Consider the following 15,819-nt stretch of genomic DNA (forward strand, 5'->3'; position numbering starts at 1 on the left):
GCAGATCAGTACCTCATCTTCGCATCCATCCTCAGCCGCATGGCTGAGAATATTCCATTGAGGGCCATGCTGGGGCCAGGTGCAGTAGGCTGACGCAGGTAGTCAAAGCAGAGCGATCGCCCCTGACCTGGAGCATTGGCGGGGTAGGGAGCATTGCAGTGCAATGCCCCTAGGAACCGGGGCATGTAGATAGGATTTGATATCAGATCGAACAGCTCAGATCGCCCGCCTTTTGGCTAAACAGCAGGTTTTCGCGGTAGTCCACGGGGCAGTCGATCACCGCTGGCACATCATCCTCCAAGGCCTGCTTCAATGTCGGAATAAAGTCTTCCGCCGACTCAATTCGGTAGCCCTTGAGGCCCATGGCCTCCGCCAGCTTGACAAAGTCGGGGTTGGTGAAGTGAATGTAAGTCGACTCGCCGTAGTAGTTCATCTGCTTCCACTCGATCAGCCCGTAGCCGCCGTCATTAAAGATGATGGTGACAAAAGGCGTGCCCACCCGCAGGGCCGTCTCCAGCTCCTGGCAGTTCATCATAAAGCCGCCGTCGCCGGTCACGGCTACCACCTTGCGGTTGGGGTGCACCAGCTTTGCTGCCAGTGCCCCCGGCAGGGCAATGCCCATGGCCGCAAAGCCATTGGAAATCAGGCAGGTGTTGGGGCGCAGGCAGTGATAGTTGCGGGCCATCCACATTTTGTGAGCCCCCACGTCCGAGATCACAATGTCTTCGGCGTCGAGCACCTGGCGCAGGTCGTAGATCAGCTTTTGGGGCTTGATCGGAAAGCCGAAGTCGTCGGCATACTGCTCGTAGTCGGCCCGAATTTCGTCGCGAATTTTGAGGCTGGCTGGCTCAGGGCGACCCTGGCGCTTCACCCGCTTGAGAATTTCTTCGAGAGAGTCTGAAATGTCGCCAATGACTTCTACTTTAGGAATGTAGCTGCTGTCGATCTCGGCGTGGGTGAGGTTGATGTGCAAAATCGGCAGATTGCCGTCGGGGTTCCACTTCTTGGGCGAGTACTCAATCAGGTCGTAGCCCACCGCAATGATGAGGTCAGTCTGCTCCATGGCGCAGGTGATGTAGTCGCGCTGCTGCAACCCCAGCGACCACAGCGCCAGAGGGTGAGTGTAAGGAATCACCCCCTTGCCCATGAAGGTGTTGGCCACGGGAATGTTGAGCTGGGTGGCAAACTCGGTGAGAGCTTCGCTGGCGCTGGCGCGAATGGCCCCATTGCCCACCAAGATCATCGGGTTGCTGGCCTGAGAAATCGCCACCGCCGCCTGCTGAATGCTCTGCAGCGAGGCGTAGGTTTTCTCTTGGCTATCCTTCCGTAGAGCAGCGCCTACCACCTCCATCTCGGCGATGTTCTCCGGCAGGTCGATGTGTACCGCGCCGGGTTTTTCGGCCTGGGCCAGCTTAAAGGCTTTGCGCACAATCTCGGGGGTAATGCTGGGCCGCACGATCTGAGCATTCCACTTGGTGACCGGGGCAAACATGGCCACCAGGTCGAGGTACTGGTGCGACTCAATGTGCATGCGATCGGTGCCCACCTGGCCGGTGATCGCCACCAGCGGGGCGCGATCGAGGGTCGCGTCGGCCACCCCAGTCATCAGGTTTGTCGCCCCTGGCCCCAGGGTCGAAAGGCACACCCCCGCTTTGCCCGTCAGCCGCCCGTAGACATCGGCCATAAAAGCCGCTCCCTGTTCGTGGCGGGTAGTGATGAACTGAATGGACGAGCGCTTGAGCGCCTGGAGTAACTGGAGGTTTTCTTCGCCGGGTAGGCCAAAGATATATTCGACGCCTTCGTTCTCAAGGCACTGGACGAGTAATTCAGCGGTATTCATAGGATCGTGTCGGGGGATAGAGGGTGGGGAAAGGTTGGCAGGGGTGAAGGTGTGAACGTTAAAGCGTGCGAACGTTCACACCTGGAACTATTTGACCCAGACAGTTTTGATGTTGACGAACTCGTGGATGCCCTGGCGACCAAGCTCGCGCCCGTAGCCCGATCGCTTGATGCCGCCAAAGGGCAGGCGGGGGTCAGACTTGACCAGGCCATTAATAAAGACTGCCCCAGCCTCGAGTTCGTTCATCAGGCGCTCTTGCTCGGCGGGGTCTTGGCTCCAGCCGCTGGCCCCCAGGCCAAAAGGAATGTCGTTGGCCCGGGCGATCGCCTCATCCAGGCTACTCACCCGAAACACCAGGGCCACTGGGCCAAAGAACTCCTCCTGGTCGGCGGGGGTGCCGGGGGGCAGCGCCGCCAAAATGGTGGGCGGAAACCAGTTGCCGCCCTGCCATTCCACCGGCAGCTGAGCCTTAAAGGCTGCGACATTGCCGCCAATCAGCGCCTGGCCGCCCAGGTTTAAACAGGTGCTGACCTGCTGCTCTAGCTCAGCGGCAATGCTGGGGGTGGCCAGGGGGCCAACGGTGACCCCCTCGTCGAGGGGGTTGCCAATCTTGAGGGCGGCAAATTTTTCGGTGAGGCCCTGTTCAAAGCGATCGGCGATCGCCTCGTGGACAATAAACCGCTTGGCCGCAATGCAGGTTTGGCCGTTATTGAGCATCCGTGAGGTGGCGGCGGTGGCGATCGCCGCTTCAATATCTGCGCTGGGCATAACGATAAACGGGTCGCTGCCACCCAGCTCTAGCACGGTTTTTTTCAGGTTTTGGCCGCAGGCGGTGGCCAGGCTGATGCCCGCTGGCTCGCTGCCGGTGAGGGTGGCAGCTTTGATGCGATCGTCGGCAACGAGTTTGGCAATGCGATCGCCCCCGATCAGCAGAGTTTGAAACGCCCCCTCCGGCAGCCCGGCTTTCTGAAACACCTCCTCAATCGCCAGGGCACACTGGGGCACGTTTGAGGCGTGCTTGAGCAGACCCACATTGCCCGCCATCAGCGCCGGAGCCGCAAAGCGAAACACCTGCCAAAACGGAAAGTTCCACGGCATCACCGCCAGCACTGGGCCGAGGGGCTGATAGCGCACAAAGCTGCGGCTGGCGTCGGTCGTGGCGGGCTCATCGGCCAAAAACTCGGCCCCGTGGTCGGCATAGTAGCGGCAGACCAGGGCGCTTTTTTCGACTTCGGCCACAGCAGCGGCCAGGGGCTTGCCCATTTCTAAGGTCATGATTTTGGCGTAGGCAGCCTTGTTGTCGTCGAGCACCTGGGCCGCCTGTCGCAGCCAGGTAGCGCGCTGGTCAAAGCTGGTCTGGCGATAGGTGGCAAAGGTCTGGGTGGCTTGGGCTAGCTTTTGGTCTAGATCAGCATCTCCCAGAGAGGCAAATTCTTTTAGCACCGCTCCGGTGGCGGGGTTAATACTGGCAATGGGCATAATTTGACCTCCTGTTGGTCAACTGAGGTCGGCGATCTAAGCTCCGATTGCCCTAGTAGCAATCAACCGTGATCGCGGTTGATTGCCGCGTTCACTGGACAAGGTTGAACCTGGATCAAAAGGTCGACAATCCAGACTCATCAGCATGGGGATAGAGTACCCCTCCGAGCAAGCGCAGCTTTGGCAGTCAACCTCTAAACTGAGTCTTTCTTAACTGTGCCTTGAGACACAAAAGACTACGCCCTCATCCTATTACTTCTGCACAAAACATAGTGTTACGTAACGATGACGAAAAACAGGCCTCTTTAGGTGTTTGCCGCCTGTTCTGCAGGGCTGCTGGCAGCGCCGAAGTTAGCCCAGGGCCAGGGGTTAGACAGCAGGGCCGTAGCCGCCTCGCGGCCCAGGGGCTTAGAAAACAAAAAGCCCTGGCCTCGGTGACAGCCCATCGATCGCAGGCGGTGCAGCTGCTTTTCGGTCTCAATGCCTTCGGCCACGAGATTCATACTGAGCTTTTGCCCCAGGGCAATAATGGTGTGTACAATCTCGCGATCGTCGTCGCTTTGATCCATCCGTCCCACAAAGGACTGGTCGACCTTTAGGGTGTCGGTGGGAAAGCGGTGCAGGTAGCTGAGGGAAGAGTAGCCCGTGCCAAAGTCGTCAATGGCCAGCTTCAGCCCCAGGTGCTTGAGGCGGTGCATGATCTCGGTGGCCCCATCGACATCGCGCATGATCATGCTTTCGGTAATCTCAAGCTGCACGTGGGTGCCGCTGAGATCGAGACCTTGCAGGGTGTTGCCAAACTGTTCGACCAGGTCGACCTGGTGAAACTGCCGCCCCGATAGGTTGATGCTCATGGTCAAAGTCTGTTCAGGAAACTGCTGCTCCCAGGCTTTGAGCTGGGCACAGGCGGCCCGAAAAATCCACTGGCCCAGATGCACGATCAGCCCGGTCTCTTCGGTCACCTGAATGAACTGCCCCGGCGATACAAAACCCTCCTCGGGGCGATACCACCGTACTAGGGCCTCAAAGCCGGTAATGCGGCCTGTTTTCAGACATACGATGGGTTGATAGTGCAGCAAAAACTCATTGTTCTCAAAGGCGCTGAGCAGGTGGCTCTCCAGATCTAGCCGCCGCACCGCCTCTTCGTGCATGGTGCTGGCAAACACCTCGTAGCGGTACTCATTCAGCGCCTTGGCCCGGTACATGGCCGTGTGGGCATCGCGCAGCAGGTCTTGGGGGGTAGGGGGGCGATCGCCATGGGCCATAGCTACCCCCATAGAACTGGTCACCGACAGTCGCCGCCGCGCCATAGAAAAGGGCTCTGACAGCTCGGTTTGCAGGCGGTTAAGCCACTGGTCAACGGTGGGCTGGTCGTGCACCGGCAGCAAAAAGGCAAACTCGTCGCCCCCTACCCGAGCCAGCTGGGCCGAGGGGGGCAAAAACTGGCGCAGCCGTTGGCCGATGGTGCGCAGCACACGATCGCCCATCAGGTGCCCGTAGGACTGGTTGATCAGCTTAAAGCGATCGATGTCGAGAAACACTACCGTCACTGCCGTCGCTGGTCGGGCCTGCAACGCCCGCTGCACCTGAAGCAAAAACATATCGCGCCCCGGCAGCAGAGTGAGCTGATCGTAGCTGCTGCGGTAGAGCGCCTTTTGCACCACCACCAGACCCAGGGCCAGTAAATAGGCCGCCACTGGCTCTACCGTGGGCACCCAAAGCAGCTGGCTCAGGGCCAGGCCGCTCAGCCCCCAAATCCCCAGCACCATGGCTCCGCTGACTGCCAGCAGCACCGTGGGTCGCCGCACTTGCCAGCCCACTACTCCGGCCACCAGCGTCCAGCCCACCAGCCAAAGAAACTCACCCCACTGGGGCAAAAAACGGTACAGGGCCGGCTCACCAGCGATCGCATCGAGCAGCTGACTGACGCTCTGAGCGTGCACCTCCACCCCAGCCATCACAAACTGCGACGACTGATCGTGGCTAAAGGGGGTATAAAACTCATCTTTTAGACTAGAGGCGGTGGAGCCAATCAGCACGATCTTGCCCTGCACCCAGTCCGGCGGCACCGCCCCGGCCAGCACCTGGGTAATAGTCAGGGTCCGGGCTGGTTCGTAGGGAGTGCTGTACCTCATCAGCACCTGGTAGCCCCGGTTATCGATATCGGCATACCCCCCATCTTCTGCCAGCAGGGCCGGGAACTCAGCGGGGCCAATGCGCAGCCGGTCATAGTCGCGATCGACCTGAAAGGCCAGGTCGGGATGGTAGGCCAGTACCACCCGCAGCGGAAACGAATAGAACGGATTGTCAGGAGCCGCCACGTACAACAGGTTGCGACGGAGCACCCCGTCAGGGTCAATGACAAAATCGTTAAACCCCACCTGATCGGTGGGCCAGGTATCTGGGGCGGGCACCTCAACGCCGTTGCCCTGCTGACCAACATTAAAAATGCCAATCAGGTTGGGGGCCTCAAAGGCCTGGGCCAAGGCGGCTTTGCCTGGCTCGCTCTGGGGAGTATTGCGGTACAGGTCGAGACCTACCACTGCCGGGTCATGCTGCTGAATCTCGGCAATAATGTCGGCGACTACTCGGTCGCTCAGGGGCCAGCCATAGGCTTCAATATCGGCTTCGGTTATCTCTACGATCAGCAACCGGCGATCAAAAGACTGCCGTACCTGCATGCGAGTGAGCCGGTCAAAGCTCGACATCTCAAGAGCCTCAAACAGCTTGAACTGTTTGCCCGTAGATGCGATCGCTAAAGCCAGCAGGCCAGACACCAGCACTGCTCGACTACCAAAGTTAATCGGTTCAGCAAAACGCGAGAACCAGTCTCGAATGTGTGGCCCCAAAGGCCCAGCCCGGAATTGCACCATGAAATAAACCGACGACGGTAGACGTAGCCATGACAGACATCGACCTGCATCCCTGAATGCACTAGATATTACAGAGTCTAACGACCCCAATCCGGACATGTTGCCCCAGAGCCAACATCTGCGGCCCCCCGCCTAGAGCACCGCAGGCCTGTCAGTGCCGCGACCTTAAGCCATGGTGTCACTGTGTGGAGTATTGACCCAGTGGGTGCCGCCCCCCCGCCGCTGTCCCGGAAACTCTTCGCGAGGGCCCTGGGCCTGAGGATTGGCAACTAGGTCAGGTAAGTGCAGCACCAACAACGTTAATATGCTCACCCCCACCAGCATGGCTGCGCCGCTAGGCCAAATAAAAACTCGAATGAGCAGCTTTTTCATGACTAAAACAGACCCCAGGCTAGTGACAGAACTCCTGCCCCGCGCGGTAAAGGCTGATTTCCTTCACTTCTATACCGCTACAGGCATGGTGTAATTTTTCACCGCCTAAGCCTCACTCAATACTGAGAATCTAGGTATTTACTTAAGCTTTATGGTCGAGTAAAGCTCCCTTGCCATCGCTGAGGACCGGTTAAAATTAACCTGCTCCCAGCGGTGACCGGTGCCCGCACCGGGTTGAGCATCGCACTGGGGGCATTAAATGGGGGCATTAAAAACTTGTTAAGGGAATGCTCCGCAGCTCAATTCCCCAGATATGCTAAGACGCAAGATACCTCCTAACTGCGTCTCCAGCCCCATCTGACTCCTTTTGTTGGTGTCATTTAGATGGGGCTGCTACTTTGGCAGATGTTAATTAGAGAGATGCTTGTTCTAACCCAATGGTTGATGGCTAATCTTTGATCACCGATTTTTGATCGCCGAGATGGGCGTCGGGCGCACCTCGCGATCGAGTGACTATCGGCCAAAACTAAAAATACCCCAACTGCTGCATGCGCCCATAGGCACATGCAGCAGTTGTTTGGCTTGATACTTTGCCACCGTCAGCCTGGGCTGACCAGTGGGGCTTCGCCGGGGCTGCTGTAAGATCAGGGCCACCAGTGCTAAGAACGCTGCTTGACTAGCAAAGTGGCCTTGAAAATTGTGATTGCGGATACAAAATTAAGGTGTTAGGCTGAAAAGCTGTTCGCGCCATAGTGAACTGGATTGTAAAACTAGTAGCTTTTGTACCCCAGTTGCTAAGCAAGCGTCGCTGCTGGGGTTGCTGCTGGCCATGGCCCACCGCCTGAGCTTGTGGTCGAGACTGCCCTTGGGCAGCTTTGGCCAGGGCCGTGGGTGTTGATTTCAGCACACGCTCAAATGACGTTATTTGCCTTTTTCTGGGCTGCATTTCTACCCCATCATTCGGTTTTTCCTCCTCTGTTTAAGTTTCCGGTGCTGCTAGCGACTCGTTCCTACGCAGCGGGGCTTTTCCTTGAACAGGACGCGGTAGCAGCGCGTCTCTATTCACCGCTACATTTACAGGCCTCAGCCTACCGGCCACCGCCGCTGGAGCCTCAGCTAGTTTGGTCAGGTGCGGCTGAATTTGACTGGCAACGATGGCATGCGGCGGCGGCGGTGGCCATTGTGCCTCGGCTTGGCCACCTGTCGAGTGACAGTGTCAGTCTTGACCGTGGGGCAGGCCGCTGTGGCAGCTACGTCAGCCCAAGCCACCCGGCTGATGGCTTTATCGTTGAGGTCAAAAATATAGTTATTGGTCGTCTGCCCTCTCGGCAGGCGGCAGAGGCCATTGCCAGTCAAATCCGTGAGGCAGTGCCTGCACTGGAGGCTAACCCCGATGCCCTCACCCCCAGGCTGGGAGCCGGGGTGTCGGGCGGACAAATAGATGGGCAAACGGTATTTGTGCTGCCGGATCTAGAGGCCGACCCAGAGCATGCCCCCCTGCAAGCCACCCAGTGGGTAAATAATTTGCGCCTGGCTTTTGGAGCGCCCCCGCTTGACCCCAGTCAGGTACAGATGGTGTCCTATGGTTTGGGAGAAACCCATCAGACCTTTGGTGGTACGGCCTCGTGGTACGGGCCTTATTTTCACGGTCGGCAGACCGCTACGGGCGAGACGTTTAACCAGCATGAGCTGACAGCGGCCCATAAGACGCTGCCCTTTGACACCTACCTCCAGGTGCGTAACCAGCTCAACGGCAAAACGGTAGTGGTGCGCATCAACGATCGCGGCCCTTACATAGGAGAGCGATCGCTCGATCTCTCCTACGCAGCGGCCCAGTGTCTCGGTGCCGATCAGCCAGGGGTGATTCCCTACCAGGCGACGATTTTGGCCCCTGGGCTGCCCAGCGCCTGGCGAGAAGAGGTGGTGGCTGCCCGGCCTTAGGCTGAGCCAAACCAACCCACCATAGCTCGGGTCAGCCCAAGCACCGAATGGCTTCTAGCATGCCTCGGGCTTTGTTGAGGGTCTCTTGGTACTCGAGCTCGGGTACCGAGTCGGCCACTACCCCGGCTCCGGCCTGGACGCTGACGCTGTGGCCCCCCTCAGGTCGCGATCGCACCACCATGGTGCGAATGGTAATGGCGGTGTTGAGCTGGCCCTCAAAGTCGTAGTGGCCGTAGACCCCGGAGTAAGGCCCCCGGCGGCAGGGCTCTAGGTCGTGGATGATCTGCATAGCGCGAATTTTGGGCGCGCCGCTGACGGTGCCCGCCGGAAAGCAGGCCTTGAGCAGATCCCAGGCGGTCTTGCTGGGGGCCAGACGACCCACCACATTGCTGACGATGTGCATGACGTGGGAGTAGCGCTCGACAATCATCAGCTCATCGACCTGGACGGTGCCGCTGAGGCAGACCCGACCGAGGTCGTTGCGGCCTAGATCCACCAGCATGACGTGTTCGGCTCGCTCTTTAGGGTCGGCCAGCAGGTCGTGCTCGTAGGCGGTGTCTTCGGCGGCGGTTTTGCCCCGGGGGCGAGTGCCAGCGATGGGGCGCACCGTGGCCACCTGGGGCTGACTGGGGTCGTCGTCTAGGGTGGCCTTGACCATGACTTCAGGACTAGAGCCAATCAGCTGCCAGTTGTAGAAGTTGAAGTAGGCCATGTAGGGTGAAGGGTTGATCTGCCGCAGGGAGCGGTACAGGTCAAAGGGGTCACCGCTGTAGGTGGTGTTTAAGCGTTGGGAGATCACTACTTGGAAGATATCGCCCGCCTGGATGTGAGCCTTGGCCCGCTCAACGCTGGCGCAAAACTCGTCAGGGGTGCGGTTGCTGGTGTAGGCCACTGGCGGTGCGGCGCTGCTCGCGTGCCAGGGCAGGGTAGCCGGAGCAGCGGCCAGAGGAAGGGTGAGTTTGTGGAGCAGTTGGGAGACGCGATCGCAGGCTTGCTGGTAAGCCGTCTGTACATTCGTCGATGGATCTCGCAGGTCGGCATAGGCGATCGCCCAGATTTTGCGCTGCACCTGGTCAAAAATCAGCAGGCTATCGACCTGCATCCAGAGACCGTCGGGTAGATCGTCTGCATTGGCGGGGTGCACTGGCACTGTGGGCTCAATCCAGCGGATCAGCTCGTAGCCCCAAAAGCCAAACAGGCCGCCAATGCCGGGGGGCATAGCGGGCAGCTTGACCGGCTGGTAGGGGGCTAGGCAGTCGGCCAGGGTGTCGAAGGGGTTGCCCCGGTGCTCGATCACGGTGCCGTCGCGGTGGGTCTGGGTAGAGCGATCGCCCCGATTTTCCAGTACCCACAGCGGGTTGCAGCCCAAAAAGCTGTAGCGGCCCAGGTTTTCGCCCCCTTCTACCGACTCCAACAAAAAGCTGTAGGGCTGGCCCGCGCATACCTTGTACCAGGCCGACACGGGGGTATCGAGATCGGCCAGCCACTCCTGGTAGACGGGCACAAAGTTGCCCTGGGTGGCGTAAGTTTGAAACTGCTCAAAAGCTGGAAAAATCATGGCACCTATTCTACAGCGCTGGGGCGGCTCCCGCGATCGAAAAAAGGGGCCTAGCCGTAGCTAAGCCCCTTACAACACAACAGTCACAGTCAACAGAGAAAGCTTTAGCTCCAAAAGTTCGATAAAACCGCACCCCGGAGCCTATGCCAATGGCCTATACCTCGTAGGTAGCCTTGCCGCTGAACTTGATGGTGGCCGGGTCGGGGTTGGCACCAATGTTACGGGCAACGCTATTGACTGCGCCACGACCTTCGTTCACCTTCTCAGGGAAGACGCCGTCGGCGGGGTGCAGGTACTGGGTTTCGCCACTGGGGAAGATGCGATAGATTTTGTAGTCTTCGATCTTGGGCTTAAACTTGTTGCGCAGCTGTCGGCCAAGGGCCAGGGCTTGCTCTTTGCGGGCTAGATATAGCAGATTCTCGCCTTCGTTCATAAAGGCCGCGCCACCGGTGGGCATTTCAAAGACCTGCTTTTTGGGGCTGGTCCAGGTGATGGCGTACTTTTCTTCAACTGAGGCCTTGGTGAGGAGACCGCCGGTGCTGCCTCCAAAAATAGGTGTTTGACCTGTCAACGTTTCAGTCATGAAATCCTATCTCTCAACCACTTGAATGGGCGTTTGATGGGCATCGTATCATCGCGTGAGCGGGGGGTAATACTGATTGTTGAGGAAGTGTAACAGTTCTTCAGGTAAGGGCAGAAGACTTGATACATGTGTGGATCCTGAGCCTGAGGGTGAGCAGGTAAAACGTTAGTGGTTAGAACATTTGAAAGTAGTTAGAACGGTTAAACCTGCCACCGTCTAATCGTCTAACTTTCCAGCCTGCCAACCCACCACCCTTTCGCCTATTGCTAACCCCAACGTTCTAGGCCGACCACGCTTCTCTAAAGTCGGCGTAGAGAGTCAGCCCGCCATCGATATAGAGAGTTTGACCTGTGATGTAGGCCGCTTCATCGGAGGCGAGAAAGGCGACGGCGGCGGCCATTTCTTCACTGGTGCCCGCCCGGCCCATAGGAATATGGCTTTCGACCTCGGCTTTTTTCTCAGGATCCTCAGTCCACTCATCGTTGATGGGGGTAATGGTGGCACCGGGGCCAATGCCGTTGACCCGAATGCCTCTGGCGGCATATTCGAGGGCGAGGGTGCGGGTCATGTTGCCCATGCCGCCCTTGCTGATGGAGTAGCTGAGGTACTGGGGCCGAGGAATGATTTCGTGAACGCTGGAAACGTTGATAATGCTGCCGGGGCGGCCCGTCGTCAGCAGATGTTTGATGGTCTCGCGGGCGCACAGGTAGGCACCGCGCAGGTTGACTCCCAGCACCCAGTCAAAGTCGTCGGCGGCGATCGCATCGGAGGGGCTATCGGTCTGCACACCGGCATTGTTGACCAAGATATCGAGCTGGCCAAAGCGATCGAGGGTCTGCTGCACCATGGCGATGACATCGTCTTCCTTAGAGACATCGCCCTGTACCAGCAGCGACTGAACGCCGCAGAGCTCAATGTCTGGGCAGGCTTTTTCCATGGCCTGGCGGCGGGTGTCTTCGGCGGCGGCGGGATTGCTGCGGTAGTTGATCACAATGTTGCAGCCCTCTTCGGCCAGACGAATGGCGATCGCCTGACCAATACCAGAGGAGGCGCCAGTGATCAGCGCAGTTTTGCCGGTGAGTCCTTTCATGGTGGAAATGGGGTAAGGGGGATGGGTCGCGAGTAAGCAGCCGAGTCATCACAGGGATGTTGTGAGCATACTCAGGTCGCACGCTCTGGTATATCTCTCTGGGGAACTATTTTCTGTCTACAGTGGGATTGTTGAGCGTTAAGGTGGGTTCTACCCAGGAAAATCCCCGATTGGCAAACCGTTTTACCGTAGGGGCAAATAGCTGTTGGCCCGATGTCAGGATGTTCTTTTTGAGCGATCGCCTAGGGTGAGTTCTATGTCAGCAAAGCCTCCATTAACGAGCTGTTCTACCGGAGGGGCAAACGGTTGTTGGCCCGATGTCAGGACATTACTTTTTGAGCAATCGCCTAAGGAGTGGTTAACAATGTACGTTTTGATCGGCGGGGCTGGCATGCTGGGCCTAGATCTGGCGAAAACGCTGCTAGAGGAGGGGCACACGGTGGCGGTGGTAGACACCGATCCCCTGGCCTGCCAGTATGCCCGCGAAAAGATTGGCGTGATGGCCTTTGAGGGCAGCGCGGTGAACACGACCACCCTGCTAGAGGCGGGCATTCGCAAGGCCGATGCGGTGATTGCGGCGCTGCCCGAGGATGCGTTTAACCTGGCCTTGGTGACGCTGTCGAAGCACTATGGGGTGCCCCAGACGGTGGTGCGAATGAGCGATCGCGACTTTGCCGAGCCCTATCAACTGGCGGGGGCCACCCACACCATCAGCACCACCGAGCTGACTATCAGCCGCATGGTCAGCGCCATTGAGTACCCCCAGGTGGAGGCAATGATGCACTTTGAGCAGGGGCAGGTGGAGGTGCTGAAGCTGCCCATTCCCCAGCAGTGCACGATTGTGGGGCGCACGGTGGCCGAGATAGCCCAAGACCCGCGCTTCCCGGCGGGTACGCTGATCATTGGCTACCAGGCCCACCCCCACGAAGATTTGACCATTCCCAACGGCAGCACGGTGCTGGAGAGTGGTTCGACGATTTTGGCGGTGACCAAGCCTAATCTAGTGCGAAAAATGCTCGACTACATGGGGCTCTGTGCCTAGCGTCGCGATAGATCTGCGGGCCGACCCATAAGGCGGCGACCTTCGGCCACGGCGGCGTTGCTGCGATCGATCGCGTCTTTTACGGCCTTTAAGCTGTTGTTAATGAATGCGCCCATAGGGAACCTCCTAGAAGTAAATGCAAACTCGTAATGACTACGTATAAGGTAGCGAATAGAGCGGGTGCTTGTCAATCTTGACTCCCTACTCACTCATCCCGCAGCGCCAGCAGTCGCTCATTTAGCTCGCGAATGTAGCTCTGGCTGACCTCCTCAGATAACAGGCCCTTGCGGAGAGCGTCGTTGACGGCCCCTTTTTCGGCTAGGTAGAGGCGGCGGCGCAGGCCGTCGAGGCTGCTGTGGTCTTCGAGTCGGGCGGTGTCGTTGAGGCTGCGCTGGTTGTAGAGGTCGCGCAGGTCGCGATCGGCGGTGGCGACCTGGGCCTGGTAGGTTGCAAACAGCTCTTCGTAGAGGTTTTTGGGCAGGCTGCCCGCCTGGAGCAGGGTGGCGAGCTCTTGCTGGGCGGCTTTGGCCGCGATCATATTCATTTGTAAGATTTCCATGCGCTGCTTGGTGGGGGAGGGCGCGGTTAGCCGCAGCCGCTTGACCAGCACTGGCAGGCTCAGCCCTTGGCCCACCAGCGACACCAGCACCGTGCTAAACACTAGAGCCACCACCTGCTGCCGCCCCGGCAGGTCTGGGGGCAGGCTCAGCGCCAGGGCCATCGACAGCGACCCTTTAACGTTGCCTAAAATCAGCACGTGCTGCCAGCGCAGAGGCAGGGGGCGATCGCAAAAACCCAGCAGGTACAGCAGGGGATAGGTGGTTAAAATACGGCCTGTCTGGTAGGCCAGCACCGCAAACAGCGCTGCCGGAATGGTGCGCAGCAGCACCTCCGGATCGACCTCAATGCCCACCAGCAAGAAAATAAACGTGTTGACTCCAAACCCGGCATATTCCCAAAAGTTGAGCAGGGTGACCTTGGCCGAGGCCGAGGTGTGGCGAAAGCCCAGTTCGCCGATGACCAGCCCGGCAATGACGACGGCGATCGCGCTCGACACCCCCAGAGCCTGGCCGATCTGAAAGGTGCCCAGCGACACCGCCACCGTCAGCAAAATATTGCTCAGGGCATCGTCGAGCTGCTGAAATAGCCCCACACACAGGTAGCCTAGTCCCAGCCCTAGCACCCCACCGCCGGCAAAGGCAATGACCACCTGCTGAAGCCCCTGCCAGACCGTAAATGACCCCTGGAGGTGAATGGTGGTGATAATGCCTAGCAGCACTAGGGCCGTACCGTCGTTAAACAGGCTTTCGCCCTCCACAATGGTGGCCAGGCGGGGGGGCACGGGCACGGTTCTAAAGGCAGCGATCACCGAAACCGTATCGGTAATGGTCAAAATCACGCCAATGGCGGCGGCGGTAATTGTCGCCAGACCTAGCCCCCACTGAAGGAGGGTAGCGGTAATCACTGCTGCCAGCAGTACCCCCGGCCCTGCGATCAGGGCAATGGGCTTGATGGTGCTGCGTAACCGGCTAATGTCGGTATTGATGGCCGCCTCAAAGATTAAGATCGGCAAAAATAGATTCAAAATCACCTCAGGATTGAGGCCCACCGTCCCCGGCAGCAGCGATTTGGTAATGGTTAGTCCCGCCAGCACCAGCCCCACCACGTAAGGAATACGCAGCCGCCGAGTGATTAAGGCGACCACCGTAGCCACCAGCAGCAGCACAATTAGTGTGTTGACCAAGCTGGTGACATTGCCGTTGGTCGATGCTAAGGGGGACGATGTTAGAGGGGTGGCGGCATCTACCCCGTCGGGCAACTGGGCCAGACACCAAACGAGCATTGGCGTGATCTCCATTGAGCCAGACACTGCAAACTCTAAATTATCCTAAGGGGGAAAATCCTCAGGGGGGAAGCCGAGCTTTGGCCCGACTCTGATGAAAGGTACGAGATGAAAGGTACGAGATGAAAGCAAGGTGCCCAGAGGCGGTACCCATCTGTAGGGGCTGACCACCGCTGGTGACGGCAGGCTACAGAATTGCATTGGGCTAGCTTTCGGGGGAGAGCTAAGATTAGGTGTTCCCTATTTGTAGGGTGGCTGGTTACACTGGGTCTAAGCAATTGATGTTGAATCGATCTTGGGCTGCGGGCAAGCTGGTTATGTGTCTGGGGGGATGGGTTTGGCGTTTATGTGGCTGGCTGTTGTTGTCAAGTCGTCTGGGGGCTTAGAGTTTTGCAGATGAGCGACCAAAATTCCTACGAACTGCTTGGGCTAGATGAGGCCTCCACCTTTGAAGAGATTCAAGAGGCGCGCGATCGCCTAGTCGGTCAGTATGCCGAAGAGCCCAAGCAGAAAGCCGCTGTCGAAGCTGCCTACGACGCCATTTTGATGGAACGGCTGCGGCTGCGCCAGGAGGGCAAGATCAAGGTGCCCGATCGCATTCGCTTTGCCGAAAACGTGCCTGAGCCCGCTGTCTCGACCAAAGCGACTCCCTCTCTCCCTCGCCCTGACTGGCTCAACGCCTTTGTCGACACCCCTAGCCGCGACGACATCATCTGGCCAGCGGTGACCTACGGCGGGCTAGCGCTGCTGGGCTTTGCCGCCCCCTCCCTAGCTCTGGCGGTGGCCATTGGGGCGGCCATCTACTTTCTCAACCGCAAAGAAAATAAGTTTTGGCGATCGGTGTTGCTCACCATTGGCGGTCTGGCCGTTGGCCTAGCCCTGGGCCTGACCGTAGGTCAGTTGCTGATTCCCCAGGGGGCTCAGTTTGCTTGGGCCAGCCCCGACGCGGTGGCGGCAGCGGTCACCTGTCTATCGCTGTGGACGGTAAGCAGCTTTATGCGCTAGGTCAAAACGATGGGGGCGACTGGCGCTCTCCTTGACCTCGAAATAGGGGGTAAATAATCTGTAGCGGTTGCGTTCTCTGCGAGGGCACGCAGTCGTTTGCCCTCACCCAAGCATTTCACTTTAATCAACCCACATTTCCCTGGGGCAAACCGCTGCTCTGCTCAGGTGTCATCAAGCGGCCTAGACCCAGCGA

General features: G+C 58.6%; 12 protein-coding genes. 3 read left to right on the plus strand and 9 right to left on the minus strand.

The window, feature by feature from the left end; genetic code table 11:
• Window positions 1-5 precede the first annotated feature (5 nt).
• From AC0QKW_RS20930 to AC0QKW_RS20950, 5 genes are all read right to left on the minus strand, one after another.
• Window positions 6-185, minus strand: a complete 180-nt coding sequence (locus AC0QKW_RS20930) for a hypothetical protein (RefSeq protein ID WP_473153039.1) — start codon at window positions 183-185, stop codon at window positions 6-8.
• Between the two features lie 17 nt (window positions 186-202).
• Window positions 203-1,840 carry an acetolactate synthase large subunit gene (locus AC0QKW_RS20935; RefSeq protein ID WP_473153040.1) on the minus strand — a complete coding sequence of 546 codons (1,638 nt, stop codon included), beginning with the start codon at window positions 1,838-1,840 and terminating at the stop codon, window positions 203-205.
• An 87-nt stretch (window positions 1,841-1,927) separates the two neighbouring features.
• On the minus strand, window positions 1,928-3,319 hold the full coding sequence (locus AC0QKW_RS20940) for an NAD-dependent succinate-semialdehyde dehydrogenase (protein WP_473153041.1): 1,392 nt from the start codon (window positions 3,317-3,319) through the stop codon (window positions 1,928-1,930).
• Between the two features lie 305 nt (window positions 3,320-3,624).
• Complete coding sequence (locus AC0QKW_RS20945) at window positions 3,625-6,192, minus strand: EAL domain-containing protein (protein WP_473153042.1); 2,568 nt, start codon at window positions 6,190-6,192, stop codon at window positions 3,625-3,627.
• Window positions 6,193-6,357: 165 nt separating this feature from the next.
• Window positions 6,358-6,564: a hypothetical protein gene (locus AC0QKW_RS20950; RefSeq protein WP_473153043.1), complete on the minus strand. Its 207-nt coding sequence runs from the start codon at window positions 6,562-6,564 to the stop codon at window positions 6,358-6,360.
• A gap of 915 nt (window positions 6,565-7,479) precedes the next feature.
• Here AC0QKW_RS20950 and AC0QKW_RS20955 point away from each other — a divergent pair.
• Entirely contained in the window at window positions 7,480-8,505 is a 1,026-nt protein-coding gene (locus AC0QKW_RS20955) for a septal ring lytic transglycosylase RlpA family protein (protein ID WP_473153044.1), read from the plus strand.
• A 31-nt stretch (window positions 8,506-8,536) separates the two neighbouring features.
• Here the strand turns inward: AC0QKW_RS20955 and AC0QKW_RS20960 are convergent, their stop codons facing one another.
• The 3 genes from AC0QKW_RS20960 to AC0QKW_RS20970 form a co-directional block, all read right to left on the minus strand.
• On the minus strand, window positions 8,537-10,063 hold the full coding sequence (locus tag AC0QKW_RS20960) for an anthranilate synthase component I family protein (RefSeq protein ID WP_473153045.1): 1,527 nt from the start codon (window positions 10,061-10,063) through the stop codon (window positions 8,537-8,539).
• A 154-nt stretch (window positions 10,064-10,217) separates the two neighbouring features.
• Entirely contained in the window at window positions 10,218-10,646 is a 429-nt protein-coding gene (psaD, locus tag AC0QKW_RS20965; RefSeq protein ID WP_473153046.1) for a photosystem I reaction center subunit II, read from the minus strand.
• Window positions 10,647-10,926: 280 nt separating this feature from the next.
• Window positions 10,927-11,736 (minus strand): glucose 1-dehydrogenase, encoded by an 810-nt coding sequence (locus AC0QKW_RS20970; protein ID WP_473153047.1) that lies wholly within the window; start codon window positions 11,734-11,736, stop codon window positions 10,927-10,929.
• Between the two features lie 364 nt (window positions 11,737-12,100).
• Between AC0QKW_RS20970 and AC0QKW_RS20975 the strand changes: the two genes are divergently transcribed.
• Window positions 12,101-12,778 (plus strand): potassium channel family protein, encoded by a 678-nt coding sequence (locus AC0QKW_RS20975; RefSeq protein ID WP_473153048.1) that lies wholly within the window; start codon window positions 12,101-12,103, stop codon window positions 12,776-12,778.
• A gap of 205 nt (window positions 12,779-12,983) precedes the next feature.
• Here AC0QKW_RS20975 and AC0QKW_RS20980 read toward each other — a convergent pair whose 3' ends face one another.
• On the minus strand, window positions 12,984-14,621 hold the full coding sequence (locus AC0QKW_RS20980) for a cation:proton antiporter (protein ID WP_473153049.1): 1,638 nt from the start codon (window positions 14,619-14,621) through the stop codon (window positions 12,984-12,986).
• Window positions 14,622-15,017: 396 nt separating this feature from the next.
• Here AC0QKW_RS20980 and AC0QKW_RS20985 point away from each other — a divergent pair, with 396 nt between their 5' ends.
• Window positions 15,018-15,626, plus strand: coding sequence for a CPP1-like family protein (locus AC0QKW_RS20985; protein WP_473153050.1), 609 nt, complete (start codon window positions 15,018-15,020; stop codon window positions 15,624-15,626).
• Window positions 15,627-15,819: the final 193 nt, after the last annotated feature.

The sequence above is a fragment of the Pseudanabaena sp. PCC 9330 genome (assembly GCF_055795045.1).

What these genes read in the sequence shown, in the direction of transcription:
- AC0QKW_RS20935 (WP_473153040.1), bottom strand. Translation starts at nt 1,840, where the DNA reads ATGAATACCGCTGAATTACTCGTCCAGTGCCTTGAGAACGAAGGCGTC.
- psaD (WP_473153046.1), bottom strand. Translation starts at nt 10,646, where the DNA reads ATGACTGAAACGTTGACAGGTCAAACACCTATTTTTGGAGGCAGCACC.
- AC0QKW_RS20985 (WP_473153050.1), top strand. Translation starts at nt 15,018, where the DNA reads ATGAGCGACCAAAATTCCTACGAACTGCTTGGGCTAGATGAGGCCTCC.
- AC0QKW_RS20970 (WP_473153047.1), bottom strand. Translation starts at nt 11,736, where the DNA reads ATGAAAGGACTCACCGGCAAAACTGCGCTGATCACTGGCGCCTCCTCT.
- AC0QKW_RS20930 (WP_473153039.1), bottom strand. Translation starts at nt 185, where the DNA reads ATGCCCCGGTTCCTAGGGGCATTGCACTGCAATGCTCCCTACCCCGCC.
- AC0QKW_RS20960 (WP_473153045.1), bottom strand. Translation starts at nt 10,063, where the DNA reads ATGATTTTTCCAGCTTTTGAGCAGTTTCAAACTTACGCCACCCAGGGC.
- AC0QKW_RS20980 (WP_473153049.1), bottom strand. Translation starts at nt 14,621, where the DNA reads ATGCTCGTTTGGTGTCTGGCCCAGTTGCCCGACGGGGTAGATGCCGCC.
- AC0QKW_RS20975 (WP_473153048.1), top strand. Translation starts at nt 12,101, where the DNA reads ATGTACGTTTTGATCGGCGGGGCTGGCATGCTGGGCCTAGATCTGGCG.
- AC0QKW_RS20940 (WP_473153041.1), bottom strand. Translation starts at nt 3,319, where the DNA reads ATGCCCATTGCCAGTATTAACCCCGCCACCGGAGCGGTGCTAAAAGAA.
- AC0QKW_RS20945 (WP_473153042.1), bottom strand. Translation starts at nt 6,192, where the DNA reads ATGGTGCAATTCCGGGCTGGGCCTTTGGGGCCACACATTCGAGACTGG.
- AC0QKW_RS20950 (WP_473153043.1), bottom strand. Translation starts at nt 6,564, where the DNA reads ATGAAAAAGCTGCTCATTCGAGTTTTTATTTGGCCTAGCGGCGCAGCC.
- AC0QKW_RS20955 (WP_473153044.1), top strand. Translation starts at nt 7,480, where the DNA reads ATGACGTTATTTGCCTTTTTCTGGGCTGCATTTCTACCCCATCATTCG.